General features: G+C 48.1%; 21 protein-coding genes. 13 read left to right on the top strand and 8 right to left on the bottom strand.

Annotation, left to right across the window (positions count from 1 at the left end; genetic code table 11):
- Positions 1-47: 47 nt before the first annotated feature.
- Both KW844_RS08750 and KW844_RS08745 read right to left on the bottom strand, forming a co-directional pair.
- Complete coding sequence (locus KW844_RS08750; RefSeq protein WP_218376337.1) at positions 48-1,487, bottom strand: sialate O-acetylesterase; 1,440 nt, start codon at positions 1,485-1,487, stop codon at positions 48-50.
- Positions 1,488-1,521: 34 nt separating this feature from the next.
- Positions 1,522-2,478: an AraC family transcriptional regulator gene (locus KW844_RS08745; RefSeq protein ID WP_218376336.1), complete on the bottom strand. Its 957-nt coding sequence runs from the start codon at positions 2,476-2,478 to the stop codon at positions 1,522-1,524.
- 440 nt (positions 2,479-2,918) lie between these two features.
- Here KW844_RS08745 and KW844_RS08740 point away from each other — a divergent pair, with 440 nt between their 5' ends.
- From KW844_RS08740 to KW844_RS08720, 5 genes are all read left to right on the top strand, one after another.
- The gene (locus KW844_RS08740; protein WP_218376335.1) at positions 2,919-3,257 is read left to right on the top strand and encodes a hypothetical protein; all 339 of its coding nucleotides are present in this window, start codon (positions 2,919-2,921) and stop codon (positions 3,255-3,257) included.
- An 886-nt stretch (positions 3,258-4,143) separates the two neighbouring features.
- A complete protein-coding gene (locus KW844_RS08735) occupies positions 4,144-7,533 on the top strand; it encodes a SusC/RagA family TonB-linked outer membrane protein (RefSeq protein WP_218376334.1) in 3,390 nt (1,129 codons plus the stop codon).
- A 33-nt stretch (positions 7,534-7,566) separates the two neighbouring features.
- Entirely contained in the window at positions 7,567-9,036 is a 1,470-nt protein-coding gene (locus KW844_RS08730) for a RagB/SusD family nutrient uptake outer membrane protein (RefSeq protein ID WP_218376333.1), read from the top strand.
- A gap of 28 nt (positions 9,037-9,064) precedes the next feature.
- Positions 9,065-10,018, top strand: a complete 954-nt coding sequence (locus KW844_RS08725) for a putative zinc-binding metallopeptidase (protein ID WP_218376332.1) — start codon at positions 9,065-9,067, stop codon at positions 10,016-10,018.
- Between the two features lie 25 nt (positions 10,019-10,043).
- Complete coding sequence (locus KW844_RS08720; RefSeq protein ID WP_218376331.1) at positions 10,044-11,120, top strand: hypothetical protein; 1,077 nt, start codon at positions 10,044-10,046, stop codon at positions 11,118-11,120.
- A 193-nt stretch (positions 11,121-11,313) separates the two neighbouring features.
- Here KW844_RS08720 and KW844_RS08715 read toward each other — a convergent pair whose 3' ends face one another.
- From KW844_RS08715 to KW844_RS08695, 5 genes are all read right to left on the bottom strand, one after another.
- Positions 11,314-12,747, bottom strand: coding sequence for an alpha-L-fucosidase (locus KW844_RS08715; protein WP_218376330.1), 1,434 nt, complete (start codon positions 12,745-12,747; stop codon positions 11,314-11,316).
- Positions 12,738-14,348, bottom strand: coding sequence for a RagB/SusD family nutrient uptake outer membrane protein (locus tag KW844_RS08710; RefSeq protein ID WP_218376329.1), 1,611 nt, complete (start codon positions 14,346-14,348; stop codon positions 12,738-12,740). Before KW844_RS08710 ends, KW844_RS08715 begins: the two co-directional genes overlap by 10 nt.
- Before the next feature lie 10 nt (positions 14,349-14,358).
- Entirely contained in the window at positions 14,359-17,652 is a 3,294-nt protein-coding gene (locus KW844_RS08705; RefSeq protein WP_218376328.1) for a TonB-dependent receptor, read from the bottom strand.
- Between the two features lie 180 nt (positions 17,653-17,832).
- The gene (locus tag KW844_RS08700; RefSeq protein WP_218376327.1) at positions 17,833-18,801 is read right to left on the bottom strand and encodes a FecR family protein; all 969 of its coding nucleotides are present in this window, start codon (positions 18,799-18,801) and stop codon (positions 17,833-17,835) included.
- A gap of 65 nt (positions 18,802-18,866) precedes the next feature.
- Positions 18,867-19,439, bottom strand: coding sequence for an RNA polymerase sigma-70 factor (locus KW844_RS08695; protein ID WP_218376326.1), 573 nt, complete (start codon positions 19,437-19,439; stop codon positions 18,867-18,869).
- Between the two features lie 305 nt (positions 19,440-19,744).
- Here KW844_RS08695 and KW844_RS08690 point away from each other — a divergent pair, with 305 nt between their 5' ends.
- The 5 genes from KW844_RS08690 to KW844_RS08670 all read left to right on the top strand — a co-directional run bounded on the left by KW844_RS08690 (position 19,745) and on the right by KW844_RS08670 (position 23,358).
- Positions 19,745-19,948, top strand: coding sequence for a CsbD family protein (locus KW844_RS08690; RefSeq protein ID WP_218376325.1), 204 nt, complete (start codon positions 19,745-19,747; stop codon positions 19,946-19,948).
- A 63-nt stretch (positions 19,949-20,011) separates the two neighbouring features.
- A complete protein-coding gene (locus KW844_RS08685; protein WP_218376324.1) occupies positions 20,012-20,851 on the top strand; it encodes an SDR family oxidoreductase in 840 nt (279 codons plus the stop codon).
- Between the two features lie 120 nt (positions 20,852-20,971).
- Positions 20,972-22,492 carry a glycoside hydrolase family 28 protein gene (locus tag KW844_RS08680; RefSeq protein WP_218376323.1) on the top strand — a complete coding sequence of 507 codons (1,521 nt, stop codon included), beginning with the start codon at positions 20,972-20,974 and terminating at the stop codon, positions 22,490-22,492.
- Between the two features lie 46 nt (positions 22,493-22,538).
- Positions 22,539-22,793: a hypothetical protein gene (locus tag KW844_RS08675; protein ID WP_218376322.1), complete on the top strand. Its 255-nt coding sequence runs from the start codon at positions 22,539-22,541 to the stop codon at positions 22,791-22,793.
- A gap of 85 nt (positions 22,794-22,878) precedes the next feature.
- Entirely contained in the window at positions 22,879-23,358 is a 480-nt protein-coding gene (locus KW844_RS08670; protein ID WP_218376321.1) for a DinB family protein, read from the top strand.
- Between the two features lie 61 nt (positions 23,359-23,419).
- Here the strand turns inward: KW844_RS08670 and KW844_RS08665 are convergent, their stop codons facing one another.
- The gene (locus KW844_RS08665; RefSeq protein WP_218376320.1) at positions 23,420-24,463 is read right to left on the bottom strand and encodes a glycoside hydrolase family 43 protein; all 1,044 of its coding nucleotides are present in this window, start codon (positions 24,461-24,463) and stop codon (positions 23,420-23,422) included.
- Between the two features lie 143 nt (positions 24,464-24,606).
- Here KW844_RS08665 and KW844_RS08660 point away from each other — a divergent pair, with 143 nt between their 5' ends.
- The 3 genes from KW844_RS08660 to KW844_RS08650 all read left to right on the top strand — a co-directional run bounded on the left by KW844_RS08660 (position 24,607) and on the right by KW844_RS08650 (position 25,876).
- Entirely contained in the window at positions 24,607-24,933 is a 327-nt protein-coding gene (locus KW844_RS08660) for a helix-turn-helix transcriptional regulator (protein WP_218376319.1), read from the top strand.
- Positions 24,923-25,426, top strand: coding sequence for an SRPBCC domain-containing protein (locus KW844_RS08655; RefSeq protein WP_218376318.1), 504 nt, complete (start codon positions 24,923-24,925; stop codon positions 25,424-25,426). The genes KW844_RS08660 and KW844_RS08655 overlap by 11 nt, the downstream gene beginning before the upstream one ends.
- 69 nt (positions 25,427-25,495) lie before the next feature.
- The gene (locus KW844_RS08650) at positions 25,496-25,876 is read left to right on the top strand and encodes a DoxX family membrane protein (RefSeq protein ID WP_218376317.1); all 381 of its coding nucleotides are present in this window, start codon (positions 25,496-25,498) and stop codon (positions 25,874-25,876) included.
- The last annotated feature ends 86 nt before the right edge of the window (positions 25,877-25,962 follow it).

Raw genomic sequence — 25,962 nt, 5'->3', positions numbered from 1 at the left:
AATCCTTTACCGGGGGACCGAAGGTTCCCCGGTAAAGTAAAAAAAAACTACCAGTTATCCGTTCTGAAGCTGGACACCGGAAAACCTTCCGTACTAAACAAATCTCCCACCACAAAGTCCTTAAACGCATAACGCACTGCCACCGGGGCGCTCACTTCCGCTGCGCTCACCTGTACGGTTCCCTGTTTAATTACCGCGGTAGCCGGATAAAACTTCTTATCACTGCCGGCAATTTCAAACTGCGTCAATGGCTTACCGAAAGCAGTAAGTCCATTAGGTGCATCCTTAAACTTAATGGTGGCGGTGTTGCCATTGATCAGCAGGGAGTCGAAGTCGGGGCTGGCGCTGGCAAACCCTTTCTGGTGGTACGTGTCTGCCAGTGCCAGGTAAGCCAGGCGCTTACCGCCGGTTTCTTTATCTGCCGGGTGAATGCAATTGGATTCCCCTATGTCCAGGAGTACGGCCATGCCGCTGTTAGGAATGGCGGATGCTGCCTTGCGCTGTGCATCTCGCAGGTAAGCGGAGTTTCTGAATTCATCACGCTTTGGATCAGGATGCTGTACATAAGTGTACGGGGCAATCTGTGCGTAGAAGAAAGGGAAATCGCCCTGGCCAAATTCGCTTCTCCAGGATTTTACCATGGCAGGGAACAGGGTTTCGTACTGTGCCGGACGGTCAGCATTGGTTTCACCCTGGTACCAGATGCATCCCTTGATGGTGTAACCAATAAAAGGATGTAACATGCCATTATACAGGGTGGTAGGCACTTTGTTGGTCAGCTTGGTAGTAGCATCAGGCATTTTAAGATCGGTGAATTGCTGCAATGCGCTGGTGCTCATAAAGGCTTCTGCCGGAGAACCGCCATAGCTGATGCATACCAGGCCAATGGGAACTTTCAGGCGCTGTTGTAATAACCTGCCAAAATAATAAGCCGTGGCGCTGAAGTTAGTCACTGATTCCGGTTCGGCAGCTTTCCACTCACTTTGTTTGCAGGTGTCCAGCGGTGCGCCGGTAACTGCTCTCGGCAGGGTGAACAGGCGCAGCTGCTCGTTAGGAGAGCTGAAAATGGCATCGTTGGAGCCGATGATGGGCTGATCCTTAAAGCCTTTCATCGGCATTTCCATGTTGGACTGCCCGCTGCAAAGCCATACTTCCCCGATCAATACATTTTTAAGGGTGAGTGGACTACCATCGGAAATGGTGATGTCGTAAGGGCCGCCAGCCGCAGGGGTAGCCACCTGTAGTTTCCATTTACCAGCGGCATCCGCCTGTTGTGAATACTTTTTCTTGTTCCAGGAAGTAGTAACAGTCACGGTACTATTGGGTTTGGCCCAGCCCCAGATAGCGGCATTGGTTTGTTGCTGCAATACCATATTGTTTCCAAAAAAATACGGCAGTTTAACGGTAGCGGCTGCACGCTGTACCTGTAACAGCAGTGGCAGCGCCAACAGTAACATCAGTGGTTTGAATCGCGAAATAAAATGCATGTTTTCGTATTGTATTATTGGCAAATGAATGTGTTCAGGAAGGAGATTTGCGCTGGTCGTTGTTGAGCAGCCGGTACTTTTTGGGCGACATCCCAATCACTGCACGGAAGCGCCTGGAAAAATAGTAAGGGTCGTCAAATCCCATGCTGAAAGCAATGTCCTTTACAGAGCGGGTCGTGAAATCCAGCTGCTGACAAGCCTTCTGCATCTTTAACTGTACGAAATAATCGATCGGCGCATACCCTGTTTTCTGCTTAAATAAATTTGAAAACCTGGACACCGAATAATTATACTGCTTGCCCAGCTCGTTCAATGAAATTTTATCATTGATGCGTTGTTGCATATACAGGATGGCATTATCCACACAATCAGATTTATCAGTAAGCGTAGCCTCGTAATGGCGGGTGTTGTAGATGAAGAGGTTGAGGTATTGCACCAGGCCCATGTTGGCATACACGAGGTTATCGAGACTATACCCCAGTTCCAGCGATTTGTATATTTTGTTAAACAGCGGAATGATGTCGCCATTGTTTTTGATGTAATGTGGCTCCAGATATTTTTGTACCGCCTGCATACGGTTGAATTCCAGCAGGGCATCCCCGCCAAAGTGAATCCAGTAAATACTCCAGGGATTATCCTCGCTGCTCCCGTAGGCGTGCTCTATGTTTTGCGGCAGGATGAATGACTCATTAGGGCCTACTTCATAACGCTTTCCATTTACCTGGTACCAGCCATGACCATCTACACAAAAGAAAAGGAAGTTTTCCGGTAATCCTTTTTTCCGGTAGGTGTAATGGTCCTGCGCTTTAGGATAATAGCCTATGGAGCGGATGTGCAAGGCCTTCATCAGGTCGTTGCTTTGTACTTTAGCTTTCAGTACGGTTTTGGGTATTTCTATCCGGTGGCGACCAATGCCATACCAGATATTCTTGTGCGAGCCTTTTTTGTTCTCGGTCTCTTTTTCGGCCAGTTGGCTGCTGTTTGGTTGCATAAAAACGTGGATTCCTTATGGAGGATTAAATTACTAGTAATTATGTAGATGCGCAAGTACGAATTTGAAATTTATGGGCATCCGGTTGGTATATTTCACTTTCTTTTCCAGGTGGGGGCAGGGGCGCAGATGCGCCACCTTGCCCGAAATTCTACTGCCTTCAGCAGTAGAATTTCGGGCAGACTGTTAAACACTGTCAACTACTGTTAAATAGCGTTAAGAGCAGGCGTTCGCCAGCAGCGCTTACATCTCCCGAAATATACCACAGATCTATATTGCAGGTTTTTCTTAACATTTGGCATGCGGCCGACTGCTGTTACCCCCGGTACTTTGCACTTTAAACTTCCTTAATTTGGCTATATCTAAATAACAAACCAGATATGCTGACTAGTCACTATCAGGAAAAACAACATCATCTCAAACACTCAAAATCAAAAATTATGATGAAGCAATTATTTGTAGCAGGTTTGTTAATGGGCGCCACCTTTTTTACTGTAGAAACTTACGCACAGCAACCTCAACAGCCACAGCAGGAAAAACCTCGCGGCGACCGTGAAGGTTTCTTCAAAAAAATTGACACCGATAACGACGGTAAGCTGAGCAAAGCAGAAGTGGAAGCTGCAGCGAAAGAAGATAAAAGAACTTCCAGACTGAGTGAGAATTTTGCAGCCATCGACGCAGATAAAGATGGTTTCCTGACCAAGGAAGAACTGCAGGCTTACAGAAAAGCCAATCCTCCTCAGGGTGGTCCGCGTCAGAAAGACGGCGGCCGTAAGTAATATGGTTTTAAATACTAGTTGTGTAAAGAGCGGCTGCCTTCGGGTGGCCGTTTTTTATTCTAGTGTTGTCCAGAGTGCTCCGCGCGAAGCGCGGAACCACCCCCAATGACACCGAAGGTGTCATTCAAATAAAATACAGGTCAAAAAAAAATGACTAGGAAACCTCCCTATCATGATAAATAGGATTCTTTTTTATCATGTTTCTTTTTATTATTCAGGAAGAGACTTAATTCCCCGGTTACACCACTGCAAAGTCCCCGCAGCAGCCACCCGCTTGCTGCGCCTGGTCCTTTAAAAGCATTCCGCCCATGCCTTGCTTCAAACGTAAACGCCTACACCAGAAATCCTCCTTATGCTCCGTTTAACATATTCCCTTTACAATCAATATAATAAAAAGTGACTTTATCGCGTTCCTTTTTCGTATATTTAAATACGAAGCAACCTATGGCTTATGTAGCAATGGTTACATACCCAATAATGAAAGCTTAACAACCAAATCTAACGTCGCTCGTTCATCATTTTAAGAGATGTACCCGCACAAATTTGTCTGACCTGTCTGCCTGGAAGCAATTCCGGTGCGGCTGTGCTGTTGTACCCCGTGAGCATGTTAAACGTAGACGCATATACGTATTTAAACTGTATGAAGCACTGTAGAATGGATTTGCCTATATGACTGGCTATTTGAAACAAAGTATGATCCCAATGGATGAAAGTTGCCAGCCGCCGGTTGGCAGATAACAACGATAGCGCTGCTACCAGAATCGAAATTATTGGCTTGATGATACCGGAGGAAATTACCCCGCCTGTTGCTGGGAGTAACGAAGCTGTGTCCATGCCTATACCATTACATCTCGGCATTCAAGTTCTATTTAAATATCCGGTAATTATGAAACAATCAGTTACACATTTTCCCAGCCTATGCTGTGTAGTGATTACCCAACTACTATGCAGTAGTACCGTGATGGCCAGTACGCCGGCCCCTTTGCCGGCGGCAGGTACAGCAGGGTACCATGTGACGCTGCTGGACCTGCAGGGCGTCGTTAGGGATGAAAAAGGAAACCCATTGCCCGGCGCAAGTATTCAAATCAAGGGTACTAATCAGGGAGCCATCGCGGACGGAAACGGCGCCTTCGTACTGAAAAATGTAGCCCCGGGAACTACCCTCATCATTTCCATGGTTGGTTTTAAAGCGAAAGAGTTTACTGTTACCAACGCCAACCGCATTCAGATTGCCCTGAGCCCTAGCACCAACATGGGTGAGGTGGTGGTTACCGGTTACCAGGTACTCCGTAAAATTGACTACGCCGGTGCCGCTGCCACCGTTAAGGTGAAAGACATTCAGGTGCCCAGCATTGGTACCCTGGATAAAATGTTGCAGGGTCAGGTAGCAGGGGTGGCCATCGTTAACACCTCCTCTGTATTTGGTACGGCACCTAAAATCCGTGTAAGGGGTAGTGCCTCTATTTCCGGTATCAACGAGCCACTATGGGTACTCGATGGGGTGCCGCTGGATGCGCCTTTGAACATCGTTCCTTCGGAACTTTACGCAGGTAACGCCCGTAACCTCCTGGCCAGCGCCCTGGCTAACGTAAACCCGGATGATATTGAGGATATAACTGTACTGAAAGACGCTACCGCTACCGCTATGTACGGTACCCGGGCGGTAAACGGCGTAATCGTTATTAATACCAAACGCGCCCAGAAAAGTGCACCGCTGCGCGTAAACTATACTTTCAACGGAACACTGTCCCTGAAACCCTCTATCCAGGATTTTGATGTACTCAACTCCAAAGACCAGGTAGAGCTCAACCAGGAAATGTTCACCGTTTATGATTCCTATATCCAGAACTTTGCTGCTGCCACTACCGGCCCGTACGCAAAGCTGCAGGATCAATATAACCGCAATGAAATCACGGAGGAGCAATTACGTCAGAAAATACGGGATATCAAACTGGTAAATACAGACTGGTTCGATGTACTTTATAAAAATAGTTTGACCCAGCAACATGCAGTAAGTGTAAGCGGTGGAACCAAAAAAACATCCACCCGCCTTTCTCTTAGCTATTATAATGATCCCGGAAAAACAATTGGTGAATACGCAAAGCGTTACACCGCCAACCTCGTAAACGGATGGCAGGTGACGAAAAAGTTTCAGGCGGAACTAATGCTGAAGTATGCCTACAGAGATCAGCGCCAGCCTGGAACAGAAGTGAACCCCTTCATCTATGCCCGTGACGCCAGCCGCGCAGCACGGCCATACGACGACAATGGGGAATTCGAATGGTACAAGAAAGGGTATGCTAATTTCAATATTATCAATGAAATCAATACCAACTATATAAAACTGGAGAACAACGATTTCGCGACGCAGCTGAATCTCACCTATAATATTACGCCTAAACTGAAAGCTACCGCGCTGGGTAATATTCGCTTCTCTAACTCTACCATCAACGAAATTCAGACGGCAAATTCCAACTATGCAGGCCAGTATAAGGCAGATGCTTTCCGTATACTCGAAGCCAACGAGCGCTTATACAAGCGCCCGGGCTCACCTTCGTATGAGCTGCCGCAGTCAGTGTTACCGGAAGGTGGTATCCTAGACAGGGAAGATGTATCCTCCCGGTATTTCACCCTCCGTGGTCAGCTGGATTGGATCGCCTTTGAAACTAAAAAACATAAGCTGGCCCTGATGGGTGGGATGGAAGTAACGCAGAATAAACAATCGGCCAACTTCCGCCGCAACTATGGCTACATGGAAGGCAGTGACCAATTTGCAGCTGCACCACTGGCATACGATCGCCTGTTGCTAAGCACCAGTCTGTTTGATGATGAAAAGGTGATGTATAATGGTAGAAACCTGCTGCAGGGCGCATCCAGTTACATCAACGATTTTACCAGAAATGCCGTTTCCTATTATTCCAGTCTGTCCTATAACTACATGGGCAAATATGTACTGGACGCATCTCTTAGAAACGATGCCACAAACATATCAGGAAGAGCTTCCCGTAACCGCTTTTTGCCTACATGGGCTGTAGGTGGTGCCTGGAACTTTACGGAAGAGCAGTTTATGAAGGCGGCAGAAAATGTAATCTCCGGCGGTAAACTGCGTATATCCTATGGCTTAAGAGGAAATGCGGGATACAGAGGTCCTGAAATGGTAGCCTACAATCAACCAATTATTCGTCCTTCCTTCCCCGAATACAACGTATCAGGTGTAAATATTGTGGAATCTGAAAATGCTTCTCTGGAATTCGAGAAAGAATACATGTTCAGTACGGGTATTGATTTTACGCTGTTTGACAGGCTGGATTTTACGGTAAACTATTACAACCGCAAAAATTTTGACCTCGTAGGATACAGACAGGTACAATCTTCATCCGGTTATCTGACTAAATTGTTTAACTGGGCCGATATGAGAAACCGCGGCTATGAAGCCTCTCTGAATATCCGGCCAATAAAGGTTGTAGGAGAGTTTAAATGGTCAGGTATGGTAAATGTTGGGTATAATAAGAATGAAGTGCTGTCCGACTATCAGGGTAACAACCCCTCTATATTTGACGCCACCGCCTCTGATGGTTTCCCGCGCCAGGGAATGCCGCTTACGGGGTTGTATGGTTTCAAATTTGCCGGCTTAAATGACCAGGGCCTAGCTACCTATTACGATGCCAAAGGTGGTAAAGTGTATGGATTCCCTAATGCCAGCAGAGATTTATCTAACATTGTATACCTGGGTAGCAGAGATCCTATGTACTCCGGCGGGTTTACGTCTAACTTCAATTATAAAAACTGGACGCTGGGGGTATCGTTTGTGTTTAATACAGGAAATGTGGTGCGTAAAGCGGAATACTATAAAGGAGGAACACTCAATTCCCTGTATCGTGATGACAAAAATCAGGTGGGTGACTTCGCCTATAGATGGCGTTCTAAAGGTGATGAGCAATTTACCAAAATTCCAAGGCTTTTGGTGAGAGAAGATATGGACGACTATATCAATCTGGGTTTCTTCGATGAGTCAGTTTTCGGCATATACAATCGTTCTGATATTCGCACCATCAATGCTTCTTTCCTGCGCCTACGCAATATCATGCTGCAATACAACTTTGCTAAGTTTGCCCGCTCGTTGAAAATGCAAAACCTGACCGCAGGCCTGGAAGCATCTAACCTGGCTGTATTTGCATCTGGCAAATTTAATGGCGTGGATCCTGAAACAGTACTAACGGGTATGAATATGCCGCCGGTAAAATCATTCACCCTCAGCCTGTCTGCCGGCTTCTAGGCTGGTCTGATTTCCTGAATTAAATTGAACTATATGTTTAAAAGATATAAAAACAAAGGAGTTTCCAGATCCATACTGGCAGTAACTTTGGTACTCACACTCACCCAATTGTCCTGTACCAAATTCCTCGAGGAACCGGTAGATAACCGCACGCTGATCGTGTCGCTGGATGATATGGATGAAACACTCAACCAAATACATCCTTACTCTGATTATCATTTTACGGATATAATGAGTGATGATTATATTTTCAGAGACCTGGCCGGCCATAATGTGGAAGACGCCGTGAATCAAATGATGCCACTATTTGAGTTTGCTATTTGCAAGCAATCATTGCCAGCCACACGCTTCCTGTCTTCAGGATTCAACCCAGTGACAGCTTGCAGGCGCTATTATAACTCCATCACAAACTCCCTGCTGATCATCGATAAAGTGAAAGCCTATACGCCGGCTAACAAGGAGGAGGAAACGAGAGCCAGGGTAATCCGTGGGAAAGCACTCGCTATAAAAGCCTATTGCAATTTTATGGTAGTGAATCTCTTTGCAAAACAATATAATCCTGCAACCGCCGCCAGTGACGTAGGTATTCCTTTTGTACCCGCTTATAGTGGTGAACCTGTTGTGGGATACAAGCAGGAAAGTGTACAAAAAATCTATGATGAGATATTGAAGGATCTGTTGGAAGCAGTGACACTGGTTGAAAACGTACCAGCCAAGAATCCACAGTTTAATTTCGGGTTAGATGCCGTGGAAGCTTTGCTCTCCAGGGTTTATCTCAATAAGAAAGACTGGGATAATTGTATCAAGTATGCCAATAATGTACTGAGTCGCCGTACCGCTCCATTAAATATTAAGACGCTCAGAACCACTATTACTGATTATCAGCAATATTCCACCGCATATTTCAACCCGTCCAACCCATCCTACATCCTGATGGGGAATAATACCTATCAATTGCTGGCTTACTTCTGGATGGGCATGTTCCCTTATCCTGCGGTGCAGATGTTAAGAGATCAGGGCGCAGATCCTAGTAATAATTACATTATTCAAACGAGTGCGTTAATGAGCGACTATGTGCCTCAAAAGCTGATGCTGTTTCAACCTACAGCCACCAGAAATGGTAACATGCCAATACTCACCATCGATGAAGTACTCTTTAACAGGGCAGAGGCGGAAATCGAAAAAGCCCAGGGAATTACACCCCAGGCTACTGCGGACCTGACACTGCTGATCAATAACCAAACGTTTAGTACAGCAGCTGCCAATACAAAAATAAGTCAGTTGCCAACTCTCACCACCCGTAACGCAGCCATCAATATGCTGCTGCTGATCAAGCGCATACGCTTTTCCAGTGAGGGAAACCGTTGGTTTGATATGCGCCGGCATAATATCCCGGTTTCGCATAAGGGCCGCACCGGTACTTACGCAATTGATGGTACCAAACCTGAAGATTATGTAATTCAGCTGCCATTGGAAGAGGTTACCCGTAATCCTGGCCTGTAACTATTATTGACTTAAAAAATTATTTCTTATGAGATATAAAATTAGTAGTCTTTGCTTGCTGGTAACTATGATCCTGTTGCTGGCAGCCTGTAAAAAAGAGGCTGCGCTCACGGCGGAAGTAGACCCTGCGCCTACCTTCGATACCCGTACGCCATTGGGGCAGAAACAAAAAGAAATTTTTGATAAGTACGGTATTATTGTGGAATACCAGTGGAATCGCTATGCCTACGCAGCCAATGTGGTAGCCAATCCCGCAAAGGTAGAAGACGTGCTGCCCTACCTGGAGCTGCTGGATATCATCTACTTTAAAGCCATGGATGCTGTGAGTGGCGCTGCGCATACAACAGATAAAGAAACGCCGGTACGCCTGTTGCTGATCGGTAATGGACTGAACTATGGTGGCGCCGAAAGCTTTGGTGAGTCCACCGCCGGACAAGCGGGGAATATTCAGCCTAACAGGCTTACCCTGGGTGGACTAACACCTTTCGGGGAACTACTCCGTACCAAAAGCGCCACTTCCGACGATGACTTCCTGGATGCCATTTATAATGCCGCACCCACCAGCTTTCCGGATGATGCAGGCCTGATCGGGTTTGTATACCATGAATACACACACTTCCTGGATAGCAAGCACCAAATTCCTGTTGGTTTCGAAAAGCCCGCTAAAACAAACTACCTCAGAGGTTCCAACCAGTATCTGCGTGTAAGTTATGCAGAAGCTATTTCTAAAGGCTTTTTCATCCCTTACGGTATGCAAAATGAACATGAGGATTTTGCCACCTATGTACAGACAATCATCTGGCTTTCCGACGCGGAGATAAATGACTATTATCTCACCAATGATGCTACCAAGGCTAAATATCAACTGGTGACCGCCTACTTCACAAAACTGGGCATTCCTATCACCAAATTGAGAGACTACCTGCAACAGCAGTCGGTAATAGATGAACTGATCGCCCTGAAAAGGAAGTATGAGCAATAAGCATTCACCTTCAATTCTGATTTTTATGAATACGCTCCATAAAATAATTCATACAAACAAGCTGGTATTCGCCGCTGTAGTCATCCTGGGATTGGCTACCGTATCCTGCGAAAAAGGGGATGATTTTAGTCGCCCCCCGGGTAATACCAATTCATTTGAGAAAGATAAGTCCGATGCTTTCAAAAACCTCACGGACGACGAAACCTCCATGTGGGCATGGGCCATGGAAACGAGCTTTACCAATAATAAGTTTCCGGGACTGTTATTGCAGTTTGGGAAAGACTCGACTACCAGCATCTATTCCATCGATAATAATGGTATCATTAGCGACCTGACACGACTGCGTGCATCCGCTACACTGACTACCAGTGAATCATCGCTGGCATTACAGCTCATCAACATCCTTCGCCCGTATTCAGACTACCAGATCCGTCAGATTCTTGATGATCCGGCTAACCTCTCTTTTAAAAATGCGGTCCTGTCATTGTTGCCTAACTACCAGAACTTTGGCTCACAAACCATTTACGAAGAAGAAGTCGGAGGGGCATTTAATACAAACGGGCCTATTCAGCTCAGTCTCACCTTCCACAACAGCCCGTTGATGTCGCTACTAAAGGAATATGGCTGGCTTGATTTCGATTTCCGTTTAATGCGTTACAGTAAAGATACGGTCGAGTTAACCGGTTACTATTCGAATAGTGCCAACAAAGTGAGCCAACTATTACGCACACACGACGATCCGACTTTCTTTGCCTACGCATCTACCATTCTCATGACTATCAACCCCAGCAAAGCGAAGGTGACCATGAAAACGGGCGGCAATGTAATAGCGATTCCGGCAGGCTACAACTCAGTCCTGCACTACTTCTACAAATCTTTTAACCAGGGCTTCATCCAGCCGGAGGGCTTTGGTTTCGGGTTTGTACCTAATGGCCTGGATGCCGACAAGGCTCCGGATGTATTCAAAAATGCCAAACTGGTAAAGATTAAGAGTGTAAGGCAAGGTAACCCACTCACCGCACCTGCCGGTACCGTGCTGATGACGTTTGCAGTGATCGGCCAGGACGGTGCTTCCAAGGATGTGGAGCTGTCCAAAAACTAATCACTTGTTTAGTAAGTTCAACCGCCGGTGGCGGTTGAACTTACTAAACAAAAGTGGGTGTATCAAAAGTCTGATACACCCACTTTTTATTCGGGTACCTGCTGGAGTCAGGCAGTTGTTTAGGTAATTCTCAGGACGTTCGTTTTCTTTTGATACATCCTCTTTTGTTTAGTAAAAAACTAGCAGGAAAAACTTACCGCTTCTCATCATACACCCCAAACTCTGCAATCGCCGGCGCCTCACTAAAACTATCCATCACTATCCTTACTTTATTACCCCACACCCTCGCAAAACGGTGAATCTTCACCCGGCCGGCATCCGTGCCTTTACCCGGAATCGGCTTCCAAACGCCGTTTTCGTTGTATTCCAGGTGGTAAGAGGTGATGCGTTGCTTATCCTCTGTAATTGTAATCATGTTAAAAGCACGCTCCTTAGTAAATGCAACCTCATACCATGGCTGCTTCACCGCAGGGTTCGACTGCCAGGTGCTGCCAAACCGGTCATCATTACCAAAATCCATGATGTTCATATCATTGCTCCAGCTGCCATTGGCCGGCTGATGCTTGGCAATGTTTTCCGCAATGATGGGTGCTTCATTGGCAGGCAGAGGAGCCACCGGACCTTCATTTTTCCATTGCTGACCAATGGCTTTTAGTGCCGCCAGGGCATTGGCATCAAACAGTCCGTCGCGGTTAGGCGCCACATTCAAAATGAAATTACACCAGGCCTTGTTGTAAGGCACGATAATATCGTTTACCAGTTTTGCCGGGTCTTTTACCGGAGTACTCGCAAAGCCGGTTTTGTAAAACCAGTTCTGCTGCAACGGTAAACAAGCCAGCGCCGGCAAACGGTTGGTGCTCGTGGAAATATGCTGGCCAGCACCTTGCTCATACGATTTGATATCGGTATAAAATAGCGCCTCCGCAGGATATTTGGCCGCGTTCAGGTCCATCACCAGGCAGCCCGGCTGCAGTTGCTTGATAAGCCCATAAATCTCCCCAAAAGGAACATCCTCATAGGAAATACGGCTCCATGGTGCATCCCAGCCATCAATGATCAGGGCATCAATAGCGCCATAGTTAGTAAGCAACTCCGTCAGCTGCGCCTTTATCATCGCAATATGCTGCGGCGTAATATGACCGGGACGTATTTTGTGATGGGTATCCAGGATAGAGAAGTATAACATTACCTTCAGGCCTTTGGCGCGGAAAGCATTCACATACTCACGCACCACATCACGTTTCAGCGGACTATTCATCACATTGTAATCCGTGGTTTTAGTGTCCCAAATGGCAAAGCCACTGTGATGTTTGGTAGTAAGGCAGCCATAGCTCATGTTGGCAGCCGCGGCAGCATCCGCCCACTGGCGGCAATCCAGCTTGCGCGGATTGAAAATCGCCGGTGATGCATCCGGGTCTGCCCAGTCGTCCTCCATGAACGTAGGGATGTTAAAGTGAATAAACATGCCAAAGCGCAGGTCAGTAAATTGTTGCTGCCGCTCGTGCAGGGTCGGTTGCTGTTGTGCCAGCACCGGGCCTGCCGCCAGCAATGGCAGCAGACACAGTGCGCTGATAATACGGGTCAGTTTCACGATTGTCGGTTTATTGGTTTTGTTGATTATTTCCATGCGGATTGCTGTTGCAGTTGACGACTGCCGTCCAGTATGCTCTGCGGTACAGGCCATACATAAAATTTGTCGTTGTTGAAATACCTGTCTTCCAACTTGGTTTTGGTAAACTTATTATTGCCTGGAATGTCGCTCAGCCCCGCGCTGGCATCCAGCGTGTATACGGGACCGTTAAGCAATGTTTTTCCTTCTTTCCAACGGAGTATATCGAAGTAACGATGCCCTTCGCCGGCAAGCTCAATCCTGCGCTCATGGCGAATGAAAGTGCGCATGGTCGCCTGATCCAGCGCCCATCCGTTCAGGGCAAACGTAGCCGCTACCGTTGGCATACCCGCCCTGCGGCGGATCTGATCAATGGCGTCCACTACGGCGGCAGTAGGACCAGCTACCTCGTTTTCGGCTTCTGCAAAGGTGAGCAGCACTTCGGCATAACGCAGGATATGCCAGTCGTTACCACCGTTGTCACGCACCTCCAGCTCTGTTTTATCAAACATTTTCTTAAAGGCGTAACCGGAGTAAGTTGCTTTATCACCACCGATTTTATCGAGGTTGTTGTTCAGCGGATCATACATTTTTCCATTAGCCAGCGTGCTGCCAGGATAGTAGACGGTAGCCGCCAGGCGCGGATCGCGTCCTTTCCATGGTGCATGTACATCATAAGCGGGATCATTGGTGTACGGGTAATATCCTGCCGCGCTTTCATAATCATCTACCAGAGATGGCAACGGATTCAGATACAATGTGCCCCCTGATACACTGTTCACCCCCGTGATATCACGCAGGCCGTTGGCTTTTATCTCCTTAACATGAATATAACTCATGATGCTTTCGGAAGAATAATCGCCCTCCTGCTGAAACAAATAGTAGTAATCAGGATAAAGGGAATAAGTGCCGCTACTCATCACCACCTGCGCGGCCTTAGCTGCACCGGCATTGTCACCGTTGTAGAGCAGTACCCGCGCTTTCAGCGCAGTAGCTGCACCGGTTGTAAACCGGCCCTTGTCATCACCGGAATAGGTAGCAGGTAGGTCCGGCGCCGCTTCATCCAGCCACTGGAGCACCTGGGCCAGCACCACCGCTTTTTTATCCTGCGGTACATCGGAGGCAGCTGGTGTGCTGAATACCTTTGTCACCAACGGTACATCACCAAACAGCGTGGTCATCATATAGTAACGGTAGGCCAGGCAAACTTTTACTTCTGCTATCAGCCTTTTCTTTAAGTCCTGATTTATATCCGGCACCTTGTCCACATTAGCCAGAAACTCCAGGCAGTGGCGGATCTGATCATAACGCCATTCATCGCCCAGGTTGCCGGTGGTGGCCACAAAAGTGCTGTTGCCAATCAACTGCGCATTACGCAGGGTATTACCCCAGGAAGCCGTTTTGGACAATGCATTGTCACTCATGCCTTCATAGCAAATGAAAAAGTCGGCGCTGGGCATAAATTCGTATATGCGTGAGGCAAACCGCACGGCGTCCTGTTCCGTGGTCCAGTAAGTAGCATCAGAGTATTCATCTAACGGTGGCCGGTCCAGGAATTTACTGCAGGAAAATAAACCTGTGCTCAGCAAAGCGGATAATAATATATAGCGAGGCTTCATGTTCATAGTTTTAGAATTTCAGGTTCAGGCCAAGAGAATAGGTTTTCAGCTGCGGGAAGTTGACACCGGACTGCCAGTTGTCGATCTCCGGATCGTAGCTGGAAGGGAAGTCTTTCGCCTTCAGTGTAAACGCATTCTCCATGATGAAATAGATACGCAGGTAGCTGATCTTCGCACGTTGCAGGAGGTAATTAGGCACGGTGTAGCCCAGCTGCAGGTTTTTCAAACGCAGGTAGCGGGAATCAAACAGCCACCAGTCAGAAAACTCTGTATTCACGCTCTGATCCTGTCGCATCAGCGGATAACGGGCATCACGGTTGTCAGGTGTCCAGGAATCCAGGAGGTCAGTGGTAAACGTACCACCATACTGGAACGGCGTAGTAGCGTAACCGGTAAGGTAGGTCTTGTTTTTCAGCACACCCTGCAGCAACATGGATAAATCAAACTGTTTCCAGCTGAAGTTGGCGTTGATGCCAAACATCATGTGCGGCTCTGCATCGCCCAGCAGTACACGGTCTTCGGGAGTGATCTTGCCATCGTCGTTGGTATCCTGGTATTTGATATCACCGGGTTTGTTCTGTGGTTTGTAGGTGGGGCTGGACTTTACATCATCTTCCGACTGGTACAATCCAATGGCTTTGTAGCCATACCATACCCAGCGACTCTGTCCCACCATGGTCGGGTTAGTGCCAAGAATATCCGCGGTACCGCCAAGGTCAAGGATCTCGTTACGGTTGTTGTACAGGTTGGCGATCACGCCATATTTGAACGCATGGTCGCGGTTCTGGTAACCTACGGAAATCTCCCAACCTTTATTTCCCATGGCGCCAATATTTCTGACGCCGGCATCGCGACCAAACATAGATGGTACATTCGGTGTCAGCAGGATGCCCGTGGTTTTATCTTTAAACACATCCACCGTGAGCGTGAGCTTGTCCTCCAGGAAAGCCGCATCCAGACCCAGGTTGGCGGTAGTCTTCTCTTCCCAGGTCAGATCCGGGTTAGCGGTATTGCTGTAATAGGTAGTGGTCACTGCTTTGTCATTCAGATAGGTGGTGCCGGTACCAATGATGCTGGCCCACGGATAGTACCCGGTAGCATCCTGGTTGCCCACTTTACCGTAGGAGCCGCGCAGTTTCAAATTAGAAACAAATGCCACGTCCTTCATAAAGTTCTCCTCGGTAATGCGCCAGCCGGCAGATACAGAAGGGAAGAAGCCCCAGCGGTTATTGAGGAAGCGGGAGGAGCCATCGTAGCGACTATTCAGCTCCACCAGGTAGCGGTCTTTGTAGTTATAAGACAGGCGGCCAAACATCGACTGGATGGCCCACTGGTAGGCGTCACCGTTAGTGCTCCACTGGTCTTTGTTGGCAGAGCCGCCATCGATCACATGAATATCATTGTTGAGGAAGTTCTGGCGTCCCAGGCCATAACCTTCATACAGGTAGCTTTCCTGGCTATAACCCAACAGCAGCTTAAACCCATGATCACGAAGCTGCTTTTGATAGTTGGCAGTAGCAATGAAGGTCTGGTTGGTAGCGCTGTTGAAGTCGTCTCTCAGGGAGTTGGGCGACTGCTGCGTTGTCACCAGTTTTTCTTCATCATCATAGAGTTTATAGGTTGCCTGGAACACTTTATGACGCACATCTCGATTGTTGTAGGAGTATTGTCCTTTTACGCTGAGTTCTTTGGTGATGTTGTATTCCAGGTTCATGTTGGTGTTGAAGTAAGCATCTTTATATCGTTCAAAACCACCGTCGTTGATAATGGCCACTGGCTGGGAACCGCCGCGGTAGCTGCGGTTGCGGCCTTCCAGTGTATATGGCCATTCGGTAGGATTGAGGATATAGGCCCAATGCATGGCAGTGTTAAATATCCCTGCGCCGGCAAAGCTCCGCGGACTGTTGGTATACACCGTGTTGATACCGAACCTGAGGTTGTCGAGCAGCTGGGTGTTCAGGTTGATACGTGAGGTGAAACGCTCGTTGAGTACACCGTTGACGGAGCCTTCCTGTTTCAGGTAACCGAGGGAAATGAAGTAGTCCGTGTTTTTGCTGCCACCGGACATGCCCACATTATGTTGCATCTGCAATGCGTTCTTCTTAAAAATTGCGTCTACCCAATCGGTGCTGGGAAGCTCCCCGCTGGCATATTGCTGAATGGTAGCTTCCGCAAACCTTGGTGTGGCCGAAGGATTATCGTTCAGCTGGGAGGCATTCCATTGGCGCATAAAATCTACGGCATTGGCCAGTTTCGGCAGGTAGGTAGGCTGTTGTGTTCCGGCGTATGCATCGTAGGAAAGGGTAGGGCGGGCATTTGTTTTCCCGCGTTTGGTGGTCACCAGTATAACGCCACCGGATGCACGCGCGCCATAGATGGCTGTTGCGGAGGCATCTTTGAGCACGCTGATGTTATCAATGTCCTGTGGGTTCACGGTTTCGAGCTGCCCTGCCACACCGTCGATCAGCACCAGCACGGGGTTGTTGGAGAGGGTGCTGATACCGCGGATCTGTATTTTGTTGTTGTTGGTACCGGGCATAGCGTCTGTTTGCTGGATGAAGAGGCCGGGCACCTGTCCTTGTAATGCGTTGACCACATTAGGTACAGGGCGTTCTGCTACGGCGGCGCCTTTAACGGTGGCTACCGCCGCGGTGAGACTAGCTTTGGTTTGCGTGCCATAGCCCACCACTACGATTTCACCTAGTTTCTTAGGATCTTCGGTGAGTACGATACGCAGCTGGGTATCCTTACCGGAGGCGATTTCCCGGGTGGTATAGCCAATGAATGACACAACCAGCACTGCATTTTCGGGTACGCCTTTTAATGTATAAGCGCCGGTACCATCAGTCACGGTGGCAATGGAACCGTCTTTTATGCGAATGGTAACACCTGGCAGCGGCTCGTCTTTTTCATTGACCACTACGCCGGAAATGTCCTTCAGCGCTACCGTCAGCGCAGGATCGGGGGTAAGGTCGTAATGCGGGTCCTCGTTGCGGCGGATAAATACTTTTCCGTCGGCAGTAAAAAACTCCAGGGCGAAAGGAGAGAGCAATTCTTTGAGGATGTTGCCGGCCTGCTGCTGGCGGGCTTTCACCGTTACCACGCTGTTGAGGATGTCGGCGTTGACCGCGTAGCTGAACGATAAATCGGCGGCGGCGCCGATTTCATTGAGCACATCATGCAGCTTTCCGTTTTCTTTATTGATCGTAATTTTTTTCTGCAGCAGCTGGGCATCTGTGGGGCTTGCCAGGAGCGACAAGGCCAGGCTACATACAGCAATAGTCGTACACAACGATAATTTCATTAGCATGCGTATTACAGGTACACATTTTTTCATACTTTTAGGTAGATTAAGGTTGAGTAATATGCCGGCTGCCAAAGGTTTTCCAGACTAGTTTGGCAAACGGCGCTTAACTTTTCAGGGCCTCTCCGGAGGCCTTTTTCTATGTTGGTGGTTGTATCAGCATCATATGTTGGTTTGTGGTCAGCATCCGTTCATGCGGATAATCCAGGTATCGTTTTTATGTTCTATGGTGGCGTTGAGCGTCAGGGACAGCTGTTTCAGCGCTTTGTCCAGCGGCTGGCGGGTGTTGAATTCACCCACGTAGAAGCAGTTGACGGTACTGCCGCTGATCGTGATTTTTACGTTATAGTAGTAGCCTAGCTGATTGGCCACCTGTTGCAGGTTGGCGCGGTCGTAGCGAAGAATTCCCTGCTGGTGTTCCAGGATCCAGCGGGTGTCCACATTGGCTTCACTTAGCATATCGCCGCTTTGTTTATTGAACACGGCTCTGTTGCCGGGTGGGCATTCCACCCGTTGTGTGCCGCTGCTAACGGCCACTTTTCCCGTTAATACGGTAACGGCTATATCCTGCTGCGCCGTATAGGCCTGCACGTTAAAGCTGGTGCCCAGCACCTGCGTGGTCACTTGCCCGCTCTGTACTTTGAAAGGCTGGCTGCTGTTGGGGTGGATATCGAAAAATGCTTCACCGGTAAGGGTTACAGTCCTGTCGCCCTTGCCATAATCTTTTCCCTGTTCCAGTGTTGTGTTGGGGCTCAGGTAGACGATAGTGCTGTCGGGCAGGGCCACCCGTAAGTGCTGCGCTGCCTCGGTGCGGTAGGCTACCAGCTTCGCTTCGGTGGACGCTGGAGCTGTTGGCGGTCGCAACGCCCAGGTAATACCTGCAGCCACTGCAATCACCGCAGTTACGGCGGCGGCTATACGCAACCAGAGGCGTATGCGTAGTACTTTTGCGGTGCCAGGCTGGCGGATAGCGCGGAGTAAATCCTGCTCCATAGCGGCTTCCAGCTGGGCGCTACTCCCCATCGTAGCCTCCTCCCATCGCTGTTCAGGGAAGCTGTGGTAGTAATTCATTAACCGCCTTAATTCCTCCTCTGAGGCCGTGCCGTTGGTCCATTTATCAATCAGTCGAAAAAATTCATCCCTTTGCATAAGTGGGTGTTTGCCCTTATAGTGTCAATAAAAGGAAGTACCCCCCAAAAGGGTTCGAAAAAAAATCAGCGGTTGGAAATCATCAGCAGCACCACCGCATATGGGAAGGCCTGGCGTAACTTGCGGATGGCAATAGTGATCTGGTTTTCCACGGTTTTAACGGAGATGTTTAATTGGGCAGCAATTTCTTTATGGGATAACTGCTGGTCGCGGCTCATTCGGAAAATTACCCTGCATTTTTCCGGCAGGTTATCGATCAGGGTATTGAGCACCTGCTGTAATTCTTTATAGGCGAGTTCACTTTCCGGGGAGGTTTGCTCCATGCGCTCCTCCAGCTGATCAAATAGGGTAGTGTTGGCAGGATTGCGCCGGATATAACGGAACACCTTATACCGGATACTGGCGCTGAGATAAGCTTTCAGGTTGGTGGTGATGTCGAGTCGCGGCGCCTGCTGCCACAGCTCTGTAAACAGTTCCTGCACCAGGTCTTTACAGGCCTCGCGGTCTTTCAGGAGTTGATATGCCAGCAAAAACAATTGTTGCCAGTGGGTTTTATATAAGTGGGTGAGTGCCTGCTCATCGCCGTTTCTTAATCTTAGCAGCAGCACATCGTCCGTAAGCACCTCAGTAGTTGGCATTCCCTCTAGTTGATAAAATATGAATCGCAGTGAACGCCCTAAATATATGGAAAAATTGTAGAGCCGCAATGCTTGCGGCTCTACGCTTCGATCTTATTAATCAGCGGGGTTCACCCGAAGAGCCGCAATGTTGAGGCTCCTCGCTTTAAACCCTTTCATCAGCAGGATCGGAGCGGATAGCCGCAAGCATTGCGGCTCTACGGATTGTCCCTGCAATTCCCCGCTTTTGCCCCTGAACCAGCGCTATCCGGCCTGGACCGGATTTTGTTCCTGTACTTACATCTCTCAACAAAAAAACAAAAGCTATGGAAAATCAAACAAGCAGTTTTAGCCTGAAATTAAAAGGTAACTGGAATGAGCTGAAAGGTAAAATCAAGCAGCAATATGCGGATCTGACGGATGATGATCTGCTGTATGAAGAGGGTAAAGAAGATGAACTGCTGGGCCGCATTCAGCAAAAAACAGGGCAAACAAAAGACGCGCTGAAGTCCTGGATTGATAAACTTTAAACAGGAAGCTGTATCAAAAGGAAGCTGATTTCTTTTGATACAGCATTTCTTAAAACGTTGGCTATGGCAAAGAAAAAGCAAAGCAAGCATACCAATACGGAAGAAGAAATGCATCCGCAGCCGGTGTACGAACGGCCATACGATTCCCAGGTAAAGAAATTGACAGGAAAAGTAGCCATCATCACGGGGGGCGATAGTGGTATAGGTCGCGCTGTGGCCGTGCATTTCGCCAGGGAGGGAGCAGAGGTTGCCATTTTCTATCATACCGAAGTAGAGGACGCTGAAAAAACGGCTGAGTTGGTAGCTGCCAAAGGCAGGTCGGCCATGTTGGTAAAAATGGATGTAAGCAGTGAAAAATCCTGTATACAATCAGTAGCAAAAGTTATTAAACAATTCGGGCAGCTGGATATTTTAGTCAACAATGCCGGCATACAGTTTCCGCAGGATGCCATTGAAAATATTTCGCAAGGCCAGCTGGATACCACTTTCCGGACAAATATCTATTCCATGTTTTACATGGTAAAGGCCTGTTTACCGCATTTAAAACGAGGGGCAGCCATTGTAAACACCGCTTCTGTAACGGCTTACAGAGGCAGTGATCATTTGCTGGACTACTCCAGCACCAAAGGGGCGATTGTCGCCTTTACCCGTTCGCTCGCCCTGTCGCTGGCAGAAAAAGGCATCCGGGTAAATGCAGTAGCGCCTGGTCCCATCTGGACCCCGCTCATCACCGCTACCTTTGATGATAAAGAGATGAAGGAGTTTGGTAAGCAAACACCGTTCAAGCGGCCGGGCCAGCCGGCGGAAGTAGCGCCCTGCTTCGTTTTCCTGGCATCTGAAGATGCCAGCTACATGACAGGCCAGGTAATGCACCCCAATGGAGGCGAGGTGATTAATACCTGATATCCGATAATTTTGAGTTTCTGGAATGTATGCAATATCTTAGGCCAACCAGATATTGTATTTAACACGTTATTAAGAACAGACCTATTTCCGGAAATGATTAAGCAAACACTTCTGACCATGGCCTGTGCCCTACAATTGGCACAGGTAGCTACTGCACAGTATTCATGGGATAATCTTCCCAAAGTAAAAACCACTTCATTTAAGGCCGATACGATCAACATCCTGCGCCATGGCGCCAGGGCAGATGGGGTATTTCTCAACACGCAGGCCATCAACAAAGCTATTGCCGCCTGCAGCAGCAATGGCGGCGGCGTAGTGCTGGTGCCTGCGGGCCTGTGGCTCACAGGGCCTGTGGAGCTGAAAAGCAATGTAAACCTGCACCTGGCTAAATCGGCCATGCTGGTGTTTACAACGGACAAATCACAGTATCCGATTGTGGAGGGATTTTATGAAGGCCGCGCCGCGGCCCGAAATCAGTCGCCCATCTGGGCCACCAACCAGGAAAATATCGCCATCACCGGCGCGGGTATCATCGATGGCAATGGCGATGCATGGCGCGCAGTAGCCAAATGGCAGATGACACCGGCACAATGGAAAGAGAAATTGGAAGGCCCCGGTGTGTATAATAAAGATACCACGGAATGGTACCCCAGTGAACAGTTCCGGCGGGCAAAAGAGCAGAACGCGAGTATGCTGCTTACGCCTGGTAAATCCCTGGAGGCTTTCAAAGAGATGAAAGATTTCCTGCGCCCTAATCTCGTGGTACTGAACAATTGCAAAAGAGTACTGCTGGAAGGAGTAGTGTTCCAAAACTCGCCGGCATGGTGCCTGCACCTGCTCCTGAGTGAGGATGTAATACTCCGCGGTGTAAAAACAAAGAATCCTGAGTACGCACAAAATGGGGATGGGATGGACATTGAATCCTGTCGCAACTTCATTGTGGAAGACTGTACCCTCGACGTAGGCGATGATGCTATCTGCATCAAATCGGGTAAAGATGAGGAAGGCCGCCGCAGGGGCAAGCCTACAGAAAACGGTATTATCCGGAATAACATTATCTACAAAGGCCATGGTGGCTTTGTGATCGGTAGTGAAATGAGCGGCGGTGCCCGCAACATCTTCGTGGAAAACTGTATTTTCAATGGTACTGATAAAGGCTTGCGCTTTAAATCGACCCGTGGCCGTGGTGGCGTGGTGGAAAATATCTTCGTCAGAAATGTAAGCATGAAGGACATCCGCCAGGAAGCAGTATTCTTTGATATGTACTACTTCGTGAAGTTCGCCACCGATGGCAAGCGGGAAGTAGCACCCGGATTCAATGAGGGCACACCGGTATTTAAAAATATGCACTTCAGTAATCTTACCTGCGAGGGCGCCAATATCGCCATTTTTGTACGGGGCTTACCGGAGATGGCAGTCACCAATATCGCCGTGGAAAATAGTACCTTTACCGCAAAAAAAGGTGTAGTGCTGAAAGATGCCGCCGCGATTCAACTCAAAGGGCTGCAGTTTAACCTGGCAAATGAACCGGCAGTGATTACCGCCGAAGATGTGAAAGGGCTGACTGCCAGTAAAATCAAATTCTCTGCCGCCAAACTACTGGAAGCAAAGAGCAGCACCGGGATCGTGACGGACTAACAGCGAAGGCTACACGGAAACCTGTATTCACGTAAATTTTATCCTTATGAGCGCATCCCCACAACCTTATCAGCCTATTGACTGCAATTATTACGACCGCCTGGAAGCCTGGGCTACCCTGCATGTGGATTGTAAAATTGATTACTATGATGAAAATGGTCAGCAGCAGGAAGTTACTGCGATCATTGAGGATTTGTATACCTACGAAAAAGTAGAGTATATGCGTATGAGTACCGGCATCGTGATCCGGTTAGACAAGCTGATTGCCGTAAATGATATTCCTGTACCAGCCAGCTGCTGACACCGTTAATATTTTTATCCAGGGAGAATTTAATGCCGCACGGCACTAAATTCTCCCTATTTTTATTGTTGTAAAATGAACCCACATGTCCATCATCAATCAATTAGCGAAGCACAACCGCGAAGTTTATTTCGGTGGCAACTGGACTACCGTCAACTTCCGTGATACCCTCTCAGATGTTACCTGGGAGCAGGCCACCACTAAGCTGTATGACCTCAATACCATTGCGGCCCTCGTGTACCACATGACTTATTATATGGAGCCGATCCGTAAAGTATTGCAGGGCGGCGAGCTGGTGGCAAGCGATAAGCAAAGCTGGGAAACACCGGCCATCTCTTCAGAAACTGAATGGAAGGCTTTGCTGGAAAAAGCGCTGCAGGAGGCGGAACAATTACATACTGCTATCTCACAGCTGGAAGACGGTGTACTGGAATCACATTTTACGGCCGAGAAATATGGCAACTACTTTCGCAACCTGGTAGGATTAGCAGAACATACGCATTACCACCTGGGGCAGATCGTAATTATAAAAAAGGTATTACAGGCACAACAGGCGTCTGTTTAAAAATAATACCCCGCAGATTGCTGCGGGGTATATCCTTCTGTTTATCGGAATAATTACAACGTTATAACTTTTGCGCCTGCACACCTTTGGTGGTAATCTCTACCGGTTTGATCAACCCATCTTTATCAAAGAACAGCTCCTCTATGCAGGTCTCCCTTGAATTTGCGTGTGTCTCAGTTTTCGGGCGGCGGTGGTATACAATATACCATTTATCAGCCTTGGCATTATGAATGATGGAATGGTGTCCTGCACCGTTAGCCAGGTCCAGGTTGGGCTGGAGAATTTTGCCAATGCGTTTGAAAGGTCCGGTAGGACTATCCGCAATTGCATAGGCCACAAAGTAGTTGGGACCTGTCCAGCCGCCCTCTGACCACATAAAATAATACTTGCCGTTTTTCAGGAACATGCAAGGGCCCTCCACATATTTATCCGGTGTAATTTCTTTGAAAGTGCTGCCATCTTCAAAAGGCAGGAAACCAGTGAAATCACTTTTCAGTTTCGCAATATTGCAATGTCTCCAACCGCCGTAGATGAGGTAATACTGGTTGTCTTTATCCTTAAATACGTATTGGTCTATTGGTTGGGCGCCGTTATAAAATTTATCTACCAGCGGTTTTCCCAGATAGTCCTTAAATGGGCCTTCCGGCTTGCTGGCTACGGCCACGCCTATACCGCCGTAGGCGGAATCACTTTGAATATCGTTGGCGCCAAAGAACAGGAAGTACTGATTGTCTTTCTTTATGATAGAAGGTGCCCACATCGCGTATTTAGCCCATTTTACCGCGCTGGAATCGAGTATGCGTGAATGTTTGGTCCAGTGTACCAGGTCGGGAGAAGAGAAGGCATCAAAGAATACCTGCTTTTCATACGCCGCAGAGTAGGTGGGGTATACCCAGTAGGTTTTCCCAAACACCATCGCTTCCGGGTCAGCATACCATCCGGGAAATATTGGGTTACCGGAAAAGTTGTCTGCCTTTTGTTGCGCTGTAACGCCGTAACCATCTCCGCCTCTGGTGTAGCCGTTAGCTTTATTGTCCGCCTTTTGCTGCGCTGTTGCGCTGTAACCTAAGGCTGCCAGGGCAAGTAACAGAATCGTTTTTTTCATAACGCTGGTTGATAATGAATATTTGCTAAATCGATTGTGCAAATATAAAAACCAATTTCATTTTATTCTCCCTAAAAAAAATATTTTGCGCAACCGATCAGTTGCTTATATTTGCAACTGAACGGTTGCTTAATTTTTTTATCATGAGAAGAGATGTATTTCAAGCGATAGCTGACCCTACCAGGCGGGCTATTATACTACTGATAGCCGCCCAGGCAATGACGCCAAACGCCATTGCCGCACATTTCGACATGACCCGGCAGGCAGTATCAAAACACCTGCAGATACTGGCGGAATGCGACCTGGTGACACCGGCACAATCAGGCCGTGAAATCATCTATGAATTGAATGGCACCAAAATGGGAGAGGTGGACAAATGGCTGGAACAATTTCGGAAGATCTGGGAAGATCGCTTTAATGAGCTGGACAAAGTTCTTTTAACAATAAAAAAGCAAAGACATGAGAACTAACCTCACATTCGATTTTATCGTCGATAAGGAAAGGAAATCCATCCTGATCAAACGCGAATTTGATGCTCCTGTATCCATGGTATGGGACGCCTATACGAAAAGTGAATATCTTGACCAATGGTGGGCGCCACGCCCCTGGAAGGCACGCACCAAAGAAATGGATTTCCGCCCGGGCGGACAATGGCTGTACGCCATGGTAGGCCCGCAAGGGGAGGAGCACTGGGCCATCGCCAGATACAATGCCGTTACACCCCAGCAAAGCTTTGATGTACAGGACGCCTTCACCGACGCGGAAGGAGCTATCAACACCAGTATGCCCCAGGCCAACTGGAAAGTAACCTTCCACAACCAGGGAGATACAACCATTGTGGAATTTGTAATCACCTACGAAAAACTGGAAGACCTGGAAGCCACCATTCAAATGGGCTTCAAAGAAGGCTTGTCCATGGCCATGGAACAACTGGACGAAAAATTTGCCGCACAAAAAAAATAAAGATGTTTACATTTATGCAGTCGGATTGATCCCGACTGCATAAATGTTATCAACGTATAATTAACTTCTATGAAAAACAAAATCCTGTTTGTGGTCAGCCTCCTGTTCGGACTGATGTACATCAATGCCGGCCTCAACAAATTCCTGAACTACATGCCGGTGCCTAAAGATATGCCGGCTGAACTCGTAAAACTGATGACTGCTTTCATGCAAATCGAATGGCTGATGCCGCTCGTTGGCGTGGTTGAAATCGTTGGCGGCATCCTCTTCATCCCAGCTAAAACCAGGGCACTGGGGGCCATCATTATCCTCCCGGTAATGGTAGGTGTACTGCTCACCAATATCTTCAATGCCCCGTCTGGCTTGCCAATCGCCGGTGTACTGATGCTGGTGAACCTTTGGGTGATCATTGAAAACAGACACAAGTATCAGCCTATGCTGACCAAATAAGTCATTGCAAACGACTTTGTAAAACATCCGGAAGTAATTTACTTCCGGATGTTTGCGTTTAATGAACTCCGTCCGCAGATCATTGT

Source organism: Chitinophaga sp. sic0106, from assembly GCF_019219075.1.
Lineage (GTDB): Bacteria > Bacteroidota > Bacteroidia > Chitinophagales > Chitinophagaceae > Chitinophaga.
This window is presented reverse-complemented; position numbering and strand designations above follow the sequence as displayed.